The sequence below is a fragment of the Bifidobacterium sp. ESL0798 genome (genome assembly GCF_029395415.1).
Classification (GTDB): domain Bacteria; phylum Actinomycetota; class Actinomycetes; order Actinomycetales; family Bifidobacteriaceae; genus Bifidobacterium.
This window is the reverse complement of the sequence record NZ_CP113914.1, coordinates 1,160,640-1,176,492: the sequence shown is the minus strand read 5'-3', so window position 1 is coordinate 1,176,492 and position 15,853 is coordinate 1,160,640. Positions and strand designations below refer to the sequence as shown.

13 protein-coding genes, 1 tRNA gene and 2 pseudogenes are annotated in these 15,853 nt (G+C 57.0%); 13 read left to right on the top strand and 3 right to left on the bottom strand.

The window, feature by feature from the left end; translation table 11 throughout:
* A pseudogene (locus OZX74_RS05025) lies at window positions 1-174 on the bottom strand (SOS response-associated peptidase); the annotation flags it as partial.
* A gap of 175 nt (window positions 175-349) precedes the next feature.
* Window positions 350-754 carry a pyridoxamine 5'-phosphate oxidase family protein gene (locus OZX74_RS05020; protein WP_277155899.1) on the bottom strand — a complete coding sequence of 135 codons (405 nt, stop codon included), beginning with the start codon at window positions 752-754 and terminating at the stop codon, window positions 350-352.
* Window positions 755-1,225: 471 nt separating this feature from the next.
* Between OZX74_RS05020 and OZX74_RS05015 the strand changes: the two genes are divergently transcribed.
* The 9 genes and pseudogenes from OZX74_RS05015 to OZX74_RS04975 all read left to right on the top strand — a co-directional run bounded on the left by OZX74_RS05015 (window position 1,226) and on the right by OZX74_RS04975 (window position 9,298).
* A complete protein-coding gene (locus OZX74_RS05015; RefSeq protein ID WP_277155898.1) occupies window positions 1,226-1,768 on the top strand; it encodes a DMT family transporter in 543 nt (180 codons plus the stop codon).
* Complete coding sequence (locus OZX74_RS05010) at window positions 1,765-2,235, top strand: DMT family transporter (RefSeq protein WP_277155897.1); 471 nt, start codon at window positions 1,765-1,767, stop codon at window positions 2,233-2,235. Before OZX74_RS05015 ends, OZX74_RS05010 begins: the two co-directional genes overlap by 4 nt.
* A 236-nt stretch (window positions 2,236-2,471) precedes the next feature.
* A pseudogene (locus tag OZX74_RS05005) lies at window positions 2,472-2,666 on the top strand (hypothetical protein); the annotation flags it as partial.
* A gap of 242 nt (window positions 2,667-2,908) precedes the next feature.
* A complete protein-coding gene (locus tag OZX74_RS05000; RefSeq protein ID WP_277155896.1) occupies window positions 2,909-3,766 on the top strand; it encodes a hypothetical protein in 858 nt (285 codons plus the stop codon).
* Between the two features lie 262 nt (window positions 3,767-4,028).
* Window positions 4,029-4,101, top strand: a tRNA-Ala gene (locus tag OZX74_RS04995).
* 146 nt (window positions 4,102-4,247) lie between these two features.
* A complete protein-coding gene (locus OZX74_RS04990; protein WP_277155895.1) occupies window positions 4,248-5,819 on the top strand; it encodes a carboxypeptidase in 1,572 nt (523 codons plus the stop codon).
* A gap of 254 nt (window positions 5,820-6,073) precedes the next feature.
* On the top strand, window positions 6,074-7,075 hold the full coding sequence (locus OZX74_RS04985; RefSeq protein ID WP_277155894.1) for a YdcF family protein: 1,002 nt from the start codon (window positions 6,074-6,076) through the stop codon (window positions 7,073-7,075).
* Between the two features lie 182 nt (window positions 7,076-7,257).
* On the top strand, window positions 7,258-8,097 hold the full coding sequence (locus tag OZX74_RS04980) for a histidine phosphatase family protein (protein ID WP_277155893.1): 840 nt from the start codon (window positions 7,258-7,260) through the stop codon (window positions 8,095-8,097).
* 232 nt (window positions 8,098-8,329) lie between these two features.
* The gene (locus OZX74_RS04975; protein ID WP_277155892.1) at window positions 8,330-9,298 is read left to right on the top strand and encodes a magnesium transporter CorA family protein; all 969 of its coding nucleotides are present in this window, start codon (window positions 8,330-8,332) and stop codon (window positions 9,296-9,298) included.
* A gap of 305 nt (window positions 9,299-9,603) precedes the next feature.
* Here the strand turns inward: OZX74_RS04975 and OZX74_RS04970 are convergent, their stop codons facing one another.
* Window positions 9,604-9,786, bottom strand: coding sequence for a hypothetical protein (locus OZX74_RS04970; RefSeq protein ID WP_277155891.1), 183 nt, complete (start codon window positions 9,784-9,786; stop codon window positions 9,604-9,606).
* Window positions 9,787-9,887: 101 nt separating this feature from the next.
* Here OZX74_RS04970 and OZX74_RS04965 point away from each other — a divergent pair, with 101 nt between their 5' ends.
* The 4 genes from OZX74_RS04965 (at window position 9,888) to OZX74_RS04950 (ending at window position 15,724) form a co-directional block, all read left to right on the top strand.
* Entirely contained in the window at window positions 9,888-10,244 is a 357-nt protein-coding gene (locus OZX74_RS04965; RefSeq protein WP_277155890.1) for a hypothetical protein, read from the top strand.
* 196 nt (window positions 10,245-10,440) lie between these two features.
* Window positions 10,441-13,419 (top strand): leucine--tRNA ligase, encoded by a 2,979-nt coding sequence (gene leuS / locus OZX74_RS04960; protein WP_277155889.1) that lies wholly within the window; start codon window positions 10,441-10,443, stop codon window positions 13,417-13,419.
* 234 nt (window positions 13,420-13,653) lie between these two features.
* Window positions 13,654-14,457 carry a response regulator transcription factor gene (locus OZX74_RS04955; protein WP_277155888.1) on the top strand — a complete coding sequence of 268 codons (804 nt, stop codon included), beginning with the start codon at window positions 13,654-13,656 and terminating at the stop codon, window positions 14,455-14,457.
* 127 nt (window positions 14,458-14,584) lie between these two features.
* On the top strand, window positions 14,585-15,724 hold the full coding sequence (locus tag OZX74_RS04950; RefSeq protein WP_277155887.1) for a sensor histidine kinase: 1,140 nt from the start codon (window positions 14,585-14,587) through the stop codon (window positions 15,722-15,724).
* The last annotated feature ends 129 nt before the right edge of the window (window positions 15,725-15,853 follow it).

Sequence of the window (15,853 nt, the reverse complement as noted above, 5' to 3'; positions counted from 1 at the left end):
GGTGGGGTAATCAAGCCGTGGGCTTTTGCTCCAGGACGGGATCAGTGACCAATAGCCGCCACGCAGATGTCGTTCTCCTCTGCTGTCAGTTGCAATGACGGCGATTTTTTGTTTTGGTTCAACGCGAAAAGTGCGGGCGGGCAATGTTGGGGTCTCGATATCCTCTCCATCCACCTCAAATTCGCTGCCTATGGCGTTCAATCAAGATCCAATGAAAACCTACGGCACATTTTCGCCCCTTTAGCGCATATACGACCTATCAAGCATACAAAACGAGGGCCTCCGGTTGTGGAGACCCTCAAAGAATAGATAATCGAAATTACTGTCTTTCAGTCATTCCAGCGAGCAATCAGTCCTTGCTGATGGTGGTGCCGGCCTTGGCGCCGGCGGAGAGATCGTCGATCTCGGTGATCTCGAGCACCGGGATGGTGGCGGGCTTCTTGGTGCCCTTCTCTTCGGCGACCTTGACCTGCTCGTCGTAGATGGCGTCGTCGGAGTGCAGGGTCACGTTGCCGCGGAAGCGGTAGCCCTTCTTGCTTTCGAGGTTGGCGAAGCAGATCACCAGCGGGCTGCCGTCCTCAAGGTTCTTGTAATGCTGGCCGGCGGTGCGCTCGTGATAGGCGAGGTGATTGTCATCGAGCACGAACATCGACATCTTGGGGCCGAGGTCGAGCTGCCCGTCCTTGCTGACGGTGGTGATCCACGCGAGGTTGTTGTTGATGAATTCCTTCATTTCCGGGGTAAGTGTAGCCATAATGCTGTCCTTTCGTTCGAACTGCTTTCTATACGTTTCCATCTTAGGTCCTCAGCACCGCTTTCACTAGCGAAATTGTGTGACGTTGCTCACCGCGAAAATTTCGGTCTTGCGGATATCCGGTCAACGAATAATGCATTGCAGAAAGATTTTGCGGGTCGGTCAAGCCCGTAAATCCTGGTCGAAGAAAAGCAAAATGTAATCAACGCGTGAAATGTTTGAGCCTCCTTGATTTCATTGTATTTCTAGGCGTGTCGCAGGAAGTTTATGACCTAATTTAGATATCAACATATTTGATGGCAATGTCTGTCAACACGGCTTGGCCGATGTGCGATGTATGTGCCGGATACGAAGAGAAACGTAGCCGTCCCGAGCCTATAAGCCTTGGCTGCTGACAGAAGTTGCGGAGAGTGCCGGCACGTTTAGGCGATACGCGCGAGAACATGTCAGGAACACAAGAGGGAGAGGGACATGGCCCATTCGTTTGCCGCCTATCTTTCGTCGAAAGGCACTGGCCGACGTGGCTTCCAGGGCCTGCGTAGCCGTCTTTCCCGTAACTTCCCACCCAATCTCGCCAGGCTCATGCTGTTGTGTTGCGCCGCGCTTTGGGGAGGCAGCTATCTGGTCGCCAAGGTCGCGATGGCGGCGATCACGCCGCAATGGCTGATGGCCATGCGTACCGGCGGCGCGTGTCTCATCATGTTCCTGCTTTTCCGCAAAAGCATTGTTCCCGCGCTCAACAAGTCGATTCTTGTCCCTGCCGTCGTTGTCGGAGTCACCTACTGGGGGACGATGGTTCTGCAAACCAAGGGGCTGCTGACGATCGACCCTGGCAGGAGCGCCTTTCTGACGGCTTCCTACTGTGTCCTCACGCCCTTCGCCGCCTGGCTGGCCACCAAAAACAGGCCGCATAACATCAACATCATCGCAGGGGTGATTTGCCTGATCGGCGTCGGTTTCGTCTCGCTGAAACCGGGCGGCTTTTCGCTTTCCCTCACGTCGGGGACTGGATGACCATCGCCTGTGCCGCCGTCTTCTCGTTCAACCTGACGTATCTCGGCATCTATTCCAAGAAATACAACGCGATTGCGATTACCTTCGTCCAGTTCGCCGTCGCCTGCGTCCTGTTCCTCATCGGTGCGATTCTCACCGAACCTGCTCCCAACGCCTCGTGGCTGGAACCGAAAATCATCGTAAGTTTTCTTTACCTGTTCATAGGGGCCACCACTTTGGCTCAGCTGATGCAGAATATCGGCTTGGCTCATGTTTCCGCTTCGTCTGCATCCGTCGTCATGTGCACCGAAAGCCTGTTCTCCGAACTGTTTTCCATACTGTTCTGGGGGTCGATGTTGACCCTGTCGACCTTGGTCGGTTTCGCGTTGATTTTCATTGCGGTGCTTATGTCGATTGTGCATCGTCGGGTGATCGTCAATCTTTTCCGTCGCGTGGAAGACTGGGCGTCTGACCGGCGCAAAAAGTAAATTTTTGCCGGTTGTGAAGACCGGAAAAGGCCACGAAACCACGTCGGTTTTCTCTCTTTGCCATGGGCAATGCGACATCCGATATGACTTCGTATAAGTGAAATTCTTTTACAATTCGACACTTTCGTTCACTGTTGCCAAAGCTTCGCTATTATTAGCCACCTACCTGTAAGCGTTCGGCGAGGTTTTGCACGTTTTAAGCTTTTTCCGATTTCCTCTCGTTATCCTTATAGTTTATGAAGAATTTTTTCAAGGGGATTTCGGTCTCGCAGATCATAGCGGGTGCGCTTGCTGCGGTCACTTCGTTCCTGTTGTCGGCGAAGATCGGCATTGCCGGATCCGTAATCGGCGTGGCTGTCGGCTCCATTGTCTCGGCTGTCGCCTCGCAGATCTACCAGAATGTGCTCAAGGAATCCGGTAAGAGACTACAGGAGAATTTGCCTCAGGATGATGACACGGCGCAGCAAGATGCGGTCGGTGCCGGCTCTGATGACGAAACGAGGGTGATAGGTTCCGATGCGCGGCATCACGGACAGCTGACGAATCCGGTCGCAGTGCAAAGCTTCCACGGCACGCCGGTACTGCGTATGGACGGGACTTCGCCCAGATTGGCGGCTTTGGCCCGAACGGAGAAAATAGAACCTGGACCGGAGCAAAAGACGCAACCAAGACTTTGGCCAGCGGCAACGTCCAAGGCGACACGAGCGCTCCCGGCAACGGCAAGAACGAGAGCGATAAGACCGTTGTCGAAAACGGCAAGGATACAATCAAAAGTGATGCCACCCAGATTTTGACACCCTCGGCTTCGGGCGAGACGACGGCGATGCCGCCAGTCGGCCAAAAGCAACAGGGGAAGTCGGCAACCGGGACCAGCAAAAAGCTCAAGGGCGGTCCGGGCCAGAGTGATGGCCATATCCGCGTGTTCGATTCGTCGAAACAGAAGCGCTACAAGCGCCTGGCCATCGTCGTTGCTGTCGTCAGCGCTTTGGTTGCGGTGGGCATTACCGCAGGCGTGATTTCGCTGGTCACCAAGGGAGAGGGCACCGATCATGTAGTGCGCAATATCGTCACCAATTCGACGATCAAGAATCCGAAACAGCAGCAAGAAGATTCCGGAAAGACATCGACCGATGGCAGCGAGAAAACCGACAGGAACACCCAGGGCAACAACACTACGACCAATCAGAACAACTCCGGCTCAACTTCCGATTCCGGTACGCAGAGCGGTTCGACCTCCAACGGAACGGGAACCAGCAGCAACTCCGGGAATTCAAGCAGCAGTAATAATTCCGGCAACACCACTTCAGGCTCCACCGGCGGCGGCACGGGTTCGGATTCGAACAGTTCCGGCAGCGGTTCCACAGACTCGTCGAACAGTGGCACCAACACCGGCAACGGTTCGACGGATTCAGGCTCCACAAACGGCTCGACTTCCGGAGGCACCGGTACAGGCGGCAACGAATCCGGCTCGACTTCCGGCTCCCAGTCGGGAAACGGTGGGACTGGAACGACTCCCGGCACCACGAAGTGAATATGATGAAGTGAAACGAGGATAACCGGGTTGCAAACAATGGTGGTGCTACCAACCCGGTTTCCCTGTTCAGCTTTGTTGTCTGAGGTATTTCGTTGCTTCGATTATTTAGTTCCCGGCTTGCATCGGGCTCGATAAATAAGGCGAAAATCATGGTCTTATTCAGACTCAATAGCCCTCAACGACACGCCGATTTGGTCATTTGCGGAGTTTGTTGTAAAGTATCTAAGGCTTCGCAAGGAGCGATAACTTAAACAAGACCGGGGCTATGGCGCAGCTGGTAGCGCATCTCCATGGCATGGAGGGGGTCGGGAGTTCGAATCTCCCTAGCTCCACGGGTAAGGCTTCTGAGAATTTCTCAGAAGCCTTTTTCTTTCTCAACTTCAATATCCATTCCCGTTGTTCCGCAACTTGCACGCCAAAGAGACGCCTCTGCGTTAGGCTGGAAGAAGATGAACATTCATTCCAAAGGAGTTGCAATATGAGCGAGGAAGCATTATCCCCTGAATCTGCAGGTGCTAAAAGCGCGTCAACCGAACAAACACCGAAGCCGGAAATCCGGCCGACCGGCGAACGCAGGACGCACCACACGATGGAACTCAACGGAGAAACGCTGCATTATCGGGCGACCGTCGGCTCCATCACCATCGACACCAAGGAAGTCAAGCCTGCGGCCAGCGACTTCTACGCGGCTTTCGAACTGACCGACGAGCACGGCAAAACCGACACCACCCGTCCGGTCACGTTTATCTTCAACGGCGGCCCCGGCTCGTCCTCGACGTTTTTGATGATGGGATCGTTGGGTCCCAAGCGCATCGATATCCCGGACGCGGCCCCGGTCCCTGCCGCTCCATACGGCTTCAAAGACAATCCTTACACGATGCTGCCGTATTCGGACATCGTCTTCATCGACGCCCCGGGTACAGGATTCTCGCAGATCGCCGAAAAGGCTAAGAAGGAGCTGTATTCGGTAGACGGCGACGTCAAGGGTTTCAGCGCGTTCATCCGTGCCTATCTGACCCGCTTTGACCGTTGGAATTCTCCGAAATATGTGCTGGGCGAATCCTATGGCACCACGCGCGGCGCGGCCCTGTCGTATCGTCTGCAACAAGACGGTGTGGCGCTCAACGGGCTGGTTCTGATTTCCAACATCCTCGATTACGCTTATACCTTCGACACCTCCGACCAGTTCTATATCGGCTATTTTCCGACCTATGCCACCGTGGCACACTACCACGGCAAGGCCGGCCAAAACGTGGATATAGAAACGCATCTCAATGCCGCCCGCGAATTCGCCAACGGTCCGCTTCGTGCGGCTTTGGCCCAAGGCGACGGCATCGATGAGATCACGAAACGCAATGTCGCCAAACGTTATGCCGAACTGACCGGGCTGAGCGAGCAATACGTCTACGATTCCGACCTGCGCGTGCTCGACATGCGGTTCCGCAAGGAGCTGCTGCGCCACGATAGCGGCAACGACACCGGCATGATCGTCGGCCGTTACGACGGAAGGAGCAAAGGCTACGACCTCGACCGCACCGCCCAGGAAGAGACGTTCGTGGTCGACGACAGCTTCCTCGACCCGGCCTATTCCAGCGTCGCCAATGCCTATCTGCGCGACGAACTCGGCTGGGACGGCATTGAGGAACGCCGTGGATACGCCGATTTCGACTGGAACTCCACCGAACCCGGCAAAGGATGGACGTGGTGGCACACCCTGCCGCAAGGTGCGAAGACGTCGTGGGGCGCACACATCCCGTTCCCGACGGTCACCGCCGACCTCGCCGCCGCCATCGCGCATGAACCGACGCTCAAGGTCATGATCGGCAACGGCATCTACGACCTGTGCACACCGTTCAACCAGACCGAATACGACATCGACCACATGGCCCTGCCCAAGCCATTGCGCGGCAACGTGGCGTTCACCTACTATCCGGCCGGGCACATGCTCTACACCGCGCCCGAAAGCATTAGGAAATTCGCCGGCGACCTGTCGCGCTTCTACGCAAGCGACATCAGCGGCCTCGCCGACATCAACGAGCGCAAGGTCTGAAAGGCACGGGTCAGGTTTTCGGCCGTTCCTGCGTTGTCTGGACACAATGCAAGGACAGCCGGGATGGACGCAGAAAACATGCGAATGGGACATAGGGGAGAACAACGATGACCGATTGGTGGCAGACGGCGTTATTGTACGGGCCTGCCGTATTGTTCGGCCTGCTGCTCGTCTTCTCCGTCATCCAAGAGCCGCGCCGCTTCCGCAACGCGATATGGCTTGCCTTGTTCGTGCTGTGCCTTTCAAGTGCGCTGATGCTCGATTTCTGGCGGGATTGGGCGTTCATCCCGATTGTGCTGGTGGCAGTGTTCACGCCGGTCGTCGTCGTCGGGTTTTTGCTGATCAATACCGTGATTGTCGTCCGTCATGAAGGGTTCTCGCTTTCCACCCTATTGCCTGCATTGTTTGCGCTTGTAATGATGGTGTGCGTGGCCGTTTATCCGCTGACCTTTTATTTCAATGCGCCTCGCTGGGGCAAAGGTATCGGCTTGCTGATCGCGTTAGAAGGTCTTTGGTTCTTCTTCACGTTCGCTGCATTGTTGCTCTATTCCACCATTTACCGAATACTGCCGAGACGCAGAAAATATGATTACATCATTATTCTCGGAGCTGGTCTGCAAGGTACCAAGCCCACTCCGCTCTTGCGCGGGCGTATCGACAAAGCCGTTGATTTATGGAATCGGCAGCATAACCACGGCCTGTTCATCGTCTCAGGTGGTCAGGGCGCCGACGAGGAAATCAGCGAAGCCGAAGCGATGAAACGATATCTGGTAGAGGAACGGGGAGTGCCGGGAGACAAAATCATCAAAGAAGACCGATCGACCACCACCTTGGAGAATTTGCGAAATTCTAAAGTGATTATGGATGAACGTTGTGGCTTGAGCGATACGATTACGCCACAAAAGCAGGCTTCGTCCGGTGATTCTGTAGCTTCTGGAAATGGTGGAAATAATCAGGATGTATCGCTTCCTTCTTCCTCACTTTCTGAAGGCAGGCCAGGACGTGTCAAACGGATGAAGAATCGCATGGCGTGTCCCTATCGTGTCGCCGTGGTGACCAGCGACTACCATGTGTTCCGCGCCAGCGAATACGCGCACGAAATCGGGCTCAACGCCGACGGCATCGGCTGCCATACCAAGGGATACTACTGGCCGACGGCCTTCATCCGCGAATTCGTCGCCATCAGCAAATCCCATTTCTGGCCGTATACGGCCATCGCCGCGTTGTGGATGATAGGAATGGTTCTCGTACGGTAGGCGTATTGCAAAAAGCAACGTGTCTCGGCGTTTTCCATTGATAGCGTCCAAATACGTCAATAGACTCGCGGCAAACCAATCGCCGGCGTTCCTTTCATCGGCGGGGTGCGGCACAATGAAAACAGTGAAATGGCACACGTCTGTGTGTCGGACGATAGGGGCTACCCGGAAACGGAGTGAATATGATTGACGAGATCATTTTGCTCCGTCACGGAAGGACGTCCTACAACGTCGTTCACCGTCTGCAGGGCCAGATTGACGTCCCGCTTGACATCATCGGCCAATGGCAGGTCGACCAGACAGGCCTGGACCTTGCCAAGCGCTATTACTGGGCGAAGGTCGCCAATGTGGCCGCCAACCCCGACCTTCTGCCGCAGCCGGGGCCACAGGCCGCCGAACAGAGCGACATCAGCGAATACCGGCAGGCTCCTGCGGGCAGACGCAAGATGAAAGTGATTTCCAGCGACCTGTTCCGCGCCTCGCAAACGGCCCACGCTTTTGCCGATATCCTCGGCCTGCCCGTCACGCTCGACAAACGTCTGCGCGAACGCAGTTTCGGTCAGTGGGAAGGCAAGACTCGCCCCGAAATCAAGGCGATGGACGCCGAAGCCTACCGTTCATGGCGCGCTCACGAAGGGGGAGAGACCAAGTACGGCGTCGAGACCCGCACCCAGGTCGGAGCCAGAGGCGCCAAGGCGGTCCTCGAACTGCTCAACGAACACGCGGAAGACAAAAACCCGACCACGCTGATGCTGGTCAGTCATGGGTCGTTCATCGCGGCGACCGTCGAGACCCTGCTCGGCATGGATCCGGAAGTGGACGAACTCGGCAACATTCCCAACGCCTACTGGTCGACGCTCAAGCCGCGGGCCCAGTCAGACGGAAGCTATCAGTGGACGCTTGCGGAATTCAATTGCGGACCTGCGATATCGACGGTCGCCGATTGGTCCAACGGGCCTGAGGAACTGCGCCATCCGGGTATGAAACTGATGGAGCCGCTGCCCGTCACCGATACCGTCTGAAGGCAAGCGCCAAGTACCGGCCCGCGTGTCGCGTAACGCTATGCGCAAAGAACGCCCAAAAGTTCCACCTCAAGGGTTACTCTTGAATTTTGGGTTAACAGCAGGAATCCGGAATAACCGTTTGTCTCTTTCGTATCAAGACAGGCATTCCGGTGGCCAGGACGCATGGCGAACGAGCCGGCGTCTCCTGCAAGATCCGTACAGCGAATAGCGCGAAAGGCGGGTGGCAGACATGTTGAGGATGTTCAATACGATCAACGGGCAGGTCGAACAGATAAACAAGCTGGAAAACGGCTCCTGGGTCTGTTTGTCGAACCCGACCGACGTCGAACTCGCCACCGTTTCCTCGTCGACCGGCGTCGACCTTGCCGATCTGCGTGCCCCTTTGGATGACGAGGAACGTTCACGCGTCGACTCCGAAGACAATTACACCATGATCATCGTCGACATCCCTACCGTCGAGCAACGCGACGGACGAGACCATTATGAGACCATCCCGTTGGCCATCATCGTCGCGGCCCATACCATCATCACCGTATGCATGCAGGACACGCCGGTGCTCCACCCATTCATGGAAGGCACCATCCGCGGCTTCAACACCTACATGAAGACGCGGTTCGTATTGCAGATTCTTTATCGCAACGCCACCATGTACCTGCGCTACCTGCGCATCATCGACCGCAGCTCCGACAATCTCGAACTGAAACTCCAGCACTCGATGCAGAACCGCGAGATCCTGCAGCTGCTGGAACTGTCGAAGACCTTGGTCTATTTCACCACGAGCCTCAAATCCAACGAAATCGTGATGGAAAAGCTGAGGGTGACCGAAAAACTCAACTCGCTGACCCACATCAAGCAGTACCCCGAGGACGAAGACCTCCTGGACGACGTCATCACCGAAAACAAGCAGGCCATCGAGATGGCGAACATCTACAGCGGCGTCCTTGCGAACATGACCGACGCCTCCGCCTCGATCGTCTCCAACAACCTCAACAATGTGATGAGGATCTTCACCATCATCTCCATCGTCCTGTCGATCCCGACGCTGATCTTCTCGATGTACGGCATGAACTTCCAGCAGGGTATGTTCGGCATGCCGTTCACCAACTCGCGCTGGGGCTTCTTCATCGTCGTGGCCATCTCGATGGTCATCACCGGGCTCGTGGCGTGGTGGCTGACGCGCTCCAGACTCTTCAAGTAGGTTTTCCCTATGCGGTTGACAAGGCTCAAAGCATCTTTATCGTTGGGAAAAAGGAACGTTCGCAGGTGCCTCAAATCGACACTTGCGGTTGCGTGCGGCGTGGGTCTGCTGTTTTCGGTTTCGGCTTGCGGGCCGGCCCAGACTCCTCCCTCGACCAACGTTCCGGAAGGTCCGACCATTGCCATTGCCGTGGCGAACGACGAGCCTGGGCTCAGCCTCGACCACGAGGGCAAATACTCCGGTTTCGATATCGAGGTCGCCCATTACGTGGCCCAGAAACTCGGCTATGCACACAAGCAGATTGTTTACAAGCCAGTGAACGCTTCTTCGGCTGTGACCATGTTGGAGGAATCCAGGGCCGACATGTTGGTATCCGCATTGCCTGCTGTCACGACATCCAACGCCGGCCGGCAATTCGGAACGTCCAAGCCGTATCTCACCGACCCGTTGGGCCTCTTGGTGCCGACGAGGCTGCAGCATGATTTCACCGATGTATCCTCCTTGGATAATCAGAACGTCTGTACGGTCAAGGGGACGGCTGACGGCGGCGAACTTGCCTCTGCGATTCCGGCTGTGAAAATCCAGGAACGTGACACTTACCCGCAGTGCCTCACTGCGTTGCTGGTGGGGGGAGGCAAACGCCGTTGCGGCAGATACGGCCATTCTGTACGGACTTGCTTCCAGTGTCGTCGAGCACGATGTCACCGTTCTGGGGGATGGGCATTCGTCATCGTCTTCGCAGCTTGCCAAAACGATTGCACAGCTTTCCAAGGTCCGGCATGCCGTCATGATACGTCCGTCCAACGGCGAGCTCACCCGCAAGGTCAACACGATTCTGACCGACATGGTCAAAGACGGCACATGGCAGAAGGCCGCCAATACCATGCATAAGGACATCGGATACAGCCCGGAAGCGGATCTCAACGCTGCGATGATGCGTCGCTGATTTGGGTTGGGTTGTTGTCGTCTGAACATGCGATGAAAACCAGCTTTTAAGGGTCATTATCCTGATTTTGCTCGCATTCTCAATTGGTGTGCGCTGAAAATCAGCATCTTCGGCTAGCGTCTGTTTTGACGGATACATGACCAACCTATGGGAATCAACTGGCCTGTGTCCAGTTGAGCCACGATAATTCCTTATTATGAGCGACAATGAGCAAGGCGCGGCTTCGAGCGCCAATACAGCAAGTGTTCCGTCATACCGATACAACGCGCAGATGGCGCAGGATATCGAAGAAAAATGGCAGAAAACGTGGGATGAGAAGGGCACCTTCTGGGCCGCGAACGTCAAAGGCGATCTGAGGGACGGCAACGGGCAACTTGCGGATGGGCGTACCCCCTACTTCGCGATGGACATGTTCCCGTATCCTTCCGGCAAGGGCCTGCATGTAGGCCATCCGTTGGGCTACCTCGCCACCGATGTCGTCAGCCGCTATCACCGCATGAAAGGCGAGAACGTGCTGCATGCCATGGGTTATGACGCGTTCGGCCTTCCGGCCGAGCAGTACGCCGTGCAGACCGGCCAGCACCCGCGGGTGACTACCGAGGCCAACATCGCCAACATGCGCCGTCAGCTGCACCGCATGGGCCTGAGCTTCGACAACCGCCGCACCTTTGCCACCATCGACCCCGGCTACATGCGCTGGACGCAATGGATTTTCTCTCGCATCTACGACGCGTGGTACGACCCCGATTTTGTGCGTCCTGACGGCGGCAAAGGCTCCGCCCGCCACATCGACACGCTGATCGACCAGTTCAAGAGCGGCGAACGCGCCATCCCCGGCTTCGAGGATTCCGGCAAGGGCTGGGACGAGCTGACCGAAGCCGAGCAGGCCGATGTCTTGAACGACTTCCGTCTGGCCTATATCTCCAAGTCGCCGGTCAACTGGTGCCCGGGGCTCGGCACGGTGCTGGCCAACGAAGAGGTCACCGCCGAGGGCAAGTCCGAACGCGGCAATTTCCCGGTCTTCCAGCGTGAGCTGCGTCAGTGGTCGATGCGCATCACCGCCTACGGCCACCGTCTGATCGAAGACCTTGACATCATCGACTGGCCCCAGAAGGTCAAGCTCATGCAGCGCAACTGGATCGGGGAATCCCACGGTGCCTCCGTCCACTTCAAAGTCGCCACCCCCAACGGCGAGCGGGACATGGAGATCTACACGACCCGTCCCGATACACTCTTCGGCACCACCTTCGCCGTGGTCTCGCCCGAGCATGATCTGTTGGCCGACGCTCCTGCGGCATGGCCGGAAGACACTCCGGAAAGCTGGAAGGGCGGCTATGCCACACCTGCGGAAGGTATCAAGGCCTATCGTCTCGCGGCCGAATCCAAGACCGCGCAGGACCGCGTCGACGAGGGCGGAGAGAAGACCGGTCTGTTCACCGGCCTCTATGCCGTCAACCCCATCACCGGCGACAAACTGCCACTCTTCACCGCAGACTATGTGCTGATGGACTACGGCACCGGCGCCATCATGGCGGTGCCCGGCGGCGACCAGCGCGATTACGATTTCGCCACTAAATTCGGGCTGCCGGTTATCTATACCGTCGAACCGCTGCCGGATTCGGGTGAGAACCTGAGCGATTACGAAGGCAAGGCGCCGTTCGTCTCGCACGATGGCATCGTCATCAACTCCTCGACCGAGCACACCGCAGCCAAGGGCGATGCGCTGAGCCTTGACGGGCTGCGCGTCAACGACGCCATCGACAAGGTCAACAAGTGGCTCGAATCCGCAGGCGTCGGCAAAGGCACCGTCAGTTACCGCCTGCGCGACTGGCTCTTCTCCCGCCAGCGCTACTGGGGCGAGCCGTTCCCGATCGTCTATGACGAGGACGGCGTGCCGCATCTGCTGCCGGACTCCATGCTGCCGATCAACCTGCCCGATGTGCCGGACTACAGCCCCAAGACCTTCGATCCGATGGATGCCGAAAGCAATCCCGAGGCGCCGTTGAGCCGCAACGAGGACTGGGTCAAGGTCACGCTCGACCTGGGCGACGGCCCCAAGACCTACTACCGCGACACCAACACGATGCCCAACTGGGCCGGTTCCTGCTGGTATTACATGCGCTACCTCGATCCGAACGACACCGAGCATATGGTCGATTCGGACGAATACGAATACTGGATGGGCCCGAACCACAACCAGGAATCGGGCAAGACCGGCGGCGTGGACCTCTACGTCGGCGGCGTCGAGCACGCGGTGCTGCATCTGCTCTACTCGCGTTTCTGGCACAAGATCCTCTTCGATCTGGGCTATGTCGATTCCCCGGAACCGTTCCACAAGCTCTTCAACCAGGGCATGATCCAGGCCTACGCCTACACCGACGACCGCGGCCAGTACGTGCCCGCCGCCGAGGTGGAGGAGGGACCGGCCGACGCGTCCGGCGAGCCCACCTTCACTTGGAACGGCCAGCATGCCAATCGCGAGTTCGGCAAGATGGGCAAGAGCCTCAAGAACATCATCACTCCCGACGACATGTACGCGCGCTACGGCGCCGACACGTTCCGCCTCTACGAGATGAGCATGGGCCCGCTTGACGAGTCCCGTCCGTGGAACGACCGCAACGTCGTGGGCGGCATGCGCTTCCTGCAGCGGCTGTGGCGCAATGTCCTTGACGAAAACACCGGCGAGGTCACCGTGACCGACGAGACTCCCGACGCCAAGACGCTGAAGCTGCTGAACAACACCATCGCCGACGTGACTGTCGAGATGGAGAACATGCGGCCCAACACCGCCATCGCCAAGCTCATCGTCCTGAACAACAAGCTCACCGGCCTCAACGCTGTGCCGCGCGCCGCCGTCGAGCCGCTGATTCTCATGCTTTCGCCGATCGCCCCGCACATCTGCGAGGAACTCTGGCAGAAGCTCGGTCACGACGAGTCTCTGGCCCATGAGCCGTGGCCGAAGGCCGACGAGCGTTACGTTGGCGAGGACACCGTCACCGCCGTGGTGCAAGTCAAGGGCAAGGTCCGTGCCAAGCTCGAGGTCAGCCCCTCGATCGACCCCGACGAGCTCAAGGACATGGCGTTGAAGGCCGTGGCCGACCGTTTGGGTGGCAAGGAGCCGCGCAAGGTCATCGTCAAGGCGCCGAAGATCGTCTCCATCGTTCCGGCGGAGTAGAGACAATCAACTATTCATCAGCGATGGTTCGAAGCGAAATCGAATGAACGCTTGACGGTTTGAACAAGCAAAAGGACATCGGATAATACTCCGGTGTCCTTTGTTTTCAGCAGATTGAGGATTGCTGACAGCATGTTACGAAACGTGCATAAGTTGAAATCGATTTTGCAAAATAGGTCATTGCTGTTGATAAAGTCAGTACCAGCACAAGTCCTGCAGCAAGGAGACCGCAGATTGAATTCAGAGCCCTTTCTGATTGAGCCAAGCGATGAAAACGACGAGAGCCACGGTACTTCGGTCGGCGATGACACGGTGTGCTGCGAATCGCCTGTCATCAATCTCATGATCGTCGATGACCAGGAACTCGTTCGTGCGGGCATTGAATCGATTCTCGAATATGAGGATGATTTCAGGATTCTTTTCAGCACGGAAAGTCCGAGCAAGGCGCTTGAAAGTCAGGTGCTTCCGCAGATCGACGTGGCCTTGATCGATTCGCGCATGCCGGAAATGCCGGGTTCCGAACTGATCGCAAGATTGCGGAAGTCGGCGCCGCATATCCGCAGCATCATGCTGACCGCGTTCGATGAGGATGACAATCTGGTTGCCAGCATCAAGGCCGGAGCCGCCGGACATCTACTCAAGGATGCCTCAGCCGATGAGATTATCGATGCGATCCGTCGCGTGGCAGCCGGCGGACAGGCATTCGGCGAGGCCGAAACGGAACGTCTGGTCGGTTTGGTCGCGGCACAGGGCGACGGCATCGCTGAACAGGGCAGGCGTTCCAGAGGCGAAGAACAGTCTGGGAGTGAAAAATCCGACCGTCAATCCGACACGAGTCCGTCTTCGCTCGCTGAATTTGGCGAGCTGAGCGAAGAGAATCAGCGAATCGCCTCCATGGCCGCTACCGGCAAGACCAATCGCGAGATTGCGGCCGCCGTCTGCATGTCGACCGGAACCGTCCGCAATCATCTGAGCTCGATTTTCTCGCTTTTGGGAGTGCGCAACCGTACGGAACTGGCGGTATTGCTTCATGACTGAAAACCAGAGCGAAAAATTCGCTGGGCGGATGGAACCAGGAGTAAAAGGACGCGTGAATAACGCGGATTCCTCTGATGGTTTGTCTGAGAAAATTCACCGGAACCCCCGTCAATTCATTCCTTATTCCATGATTCTTTTCGTTGTCGCGTTCGTGACGACGCTGGCGTATTCGGCGTACGGCTCACCATTGCTGTTTTTCGGCTTCATCGGGTTCACCTTGGGCGTATGGTGCGCCTACAGGTTGGTGCCCACACGCACTGCGGGATTGGCAATCGGATGGCTACTCATTGCCATTTGTGCCGCGCAGATCGTGTTCAACCAGGATGGGCAGATCTACCTGCTGCTGGTGGTCACGGTCGATGTTCTTTTCGCCTGTACACAGCGCTATAGCTGGATCGCGGTCGGCATCGAATTGCTGGGATTCCTCGTCTATCGCGCCGTGTCACATTTCATGGTGCCGCAGCCGGTGTCTTCAGCGGTTGTTGGTAGCCTTCTCGACATGGCCATCCCGGTTCTGGTGGCCGTCGCGCTGCTGCTGTATGGCCGGGCGATCCGTCAATTGACCATGCAAAACGTGAAGCTGGAGCGTCAGTCCATCGTCATCGAGAACCTTGCGTTGTCTCGGGAACGGGCGCGCATGGCCAGTGAAATGCACGATTCCATCGGACAGTACCTTTCCGCCATCCACTTGCAGGAACAAGGCGCGAAACGCTGTGCCGACCCGGAAAATACCAAACTCGCTCGTCATTTGGATGCCATCGAAACGACCAGCCGCGAGGCGTTGCAGCAAGTGCGGCAGGAGGCTCGCGCACTTGACCCGTCAGCGTTCGGCGAGCAGCTGACCAACGCTTCGGTGCGTGCGCTTGCCGATTCCTTCGCATCCACCTCCCTCAACGTCGAAGCGGCCGTCAAAGGAGACATTTCCCGGCTGCCGACCGTCGAGAAGACGATACTCTATCGCGCATTGCAGGAGACGCTGACGAATGTGGTGCGGCATGCCAAGGCCACACGCGCACGTATCGAGGTGACGGTGAGTGCCAACGTGGTTTCCCTGGTGGTTGCCGATGACGGCATCGGTATGGAACCGGTAGACGCTGCAAATCAAAACAAGAACGCACAAGGTTTGGGCTACGGCCTGAGCTCGTTGTCGAACAGACTGAGCGCAATCGCCGGCAGTCTCACTATCGGCCAAGACCGCACTTTGAGTGGCTCAAAAGTGAGCGTGACGATTCCGATTGACGATCGTCGTGAGGTTTTCGACGACTGATTGATCTGTCTTACCAGTGATTTTGCTATCCTGGGTGTTTTCAGATTTTTCTTTCGATGACATTTGTCATTGCTTTTAATCAGTGACATTTGCCGTTCGTGCCGAACCGTTGTTTTCCCTAGCGTTGTT

Bases quoted from the DNA above. Each gene is read 5' to 3' on its own strand.
- OZX74_RS05020 (WP_277155899.1), bottom strand. From the start codon at position 754: ATGGCTACACTTACCCCGGAAATGAAGGAATTCATCAACAACAACCTC.
- OZX74_RS05015 (WP_277155898.1), top strand. From the start codon at position 1,226: ATGGCCCATTCGTTTGCCGCCTATCTTTCGTCGAAAGGCACTGGCCGA.
- OZX74_RS05010 (WP_277155897.1), top strand. From the start codon at position 1,765: ATGACCATCGCCTGTGCCGCCGTCTTCTCGTTCAACCTGACGTATCTC.
- OZX74_RS04990 (WP_277155895.1), top strand. From the start codon at position 4,248: ATGAGCGAGGAAGCATTATCCCCTGAATCTGCAGGTGCTAAAAGCGCG.
- OZX74_RS04985 (WP_277155894.1), top strand. From the start codon at position 6,074: ATGCTCGATTTCTGGCGGGATTGGGCGTTCATCCCGATTGTGCTGGTG.
- OZX74_RS04980 (WP_277155893.1), top strand. From the start codon at position 7,258: ATGATTGACGAGATCATTTTGCTCCGTCACGGAAGGACGTCCTACAAC.
- OZX74_RS04975 (WP_277155892.1), top strand. From the start codon at position 8,330: ATGTTGAGGATGTTCAATACGATCAACGGGCAGGTCGAACAGATAAAC.
- leuS (WP_277155889.1), top strand. From the start codon at position 10,441: ATGAGCGACAATGAGCAAGGCGCGGCTTCGAGCGCCAATACAGCAAGT.
- OZX74_RS04950 (WP_277155887.1), top strand. From the start codon at position 14,585: ATGATTCTTTTCGTTGTCGCGTTCGTGACGACGCTGGCGTATTCGGCG.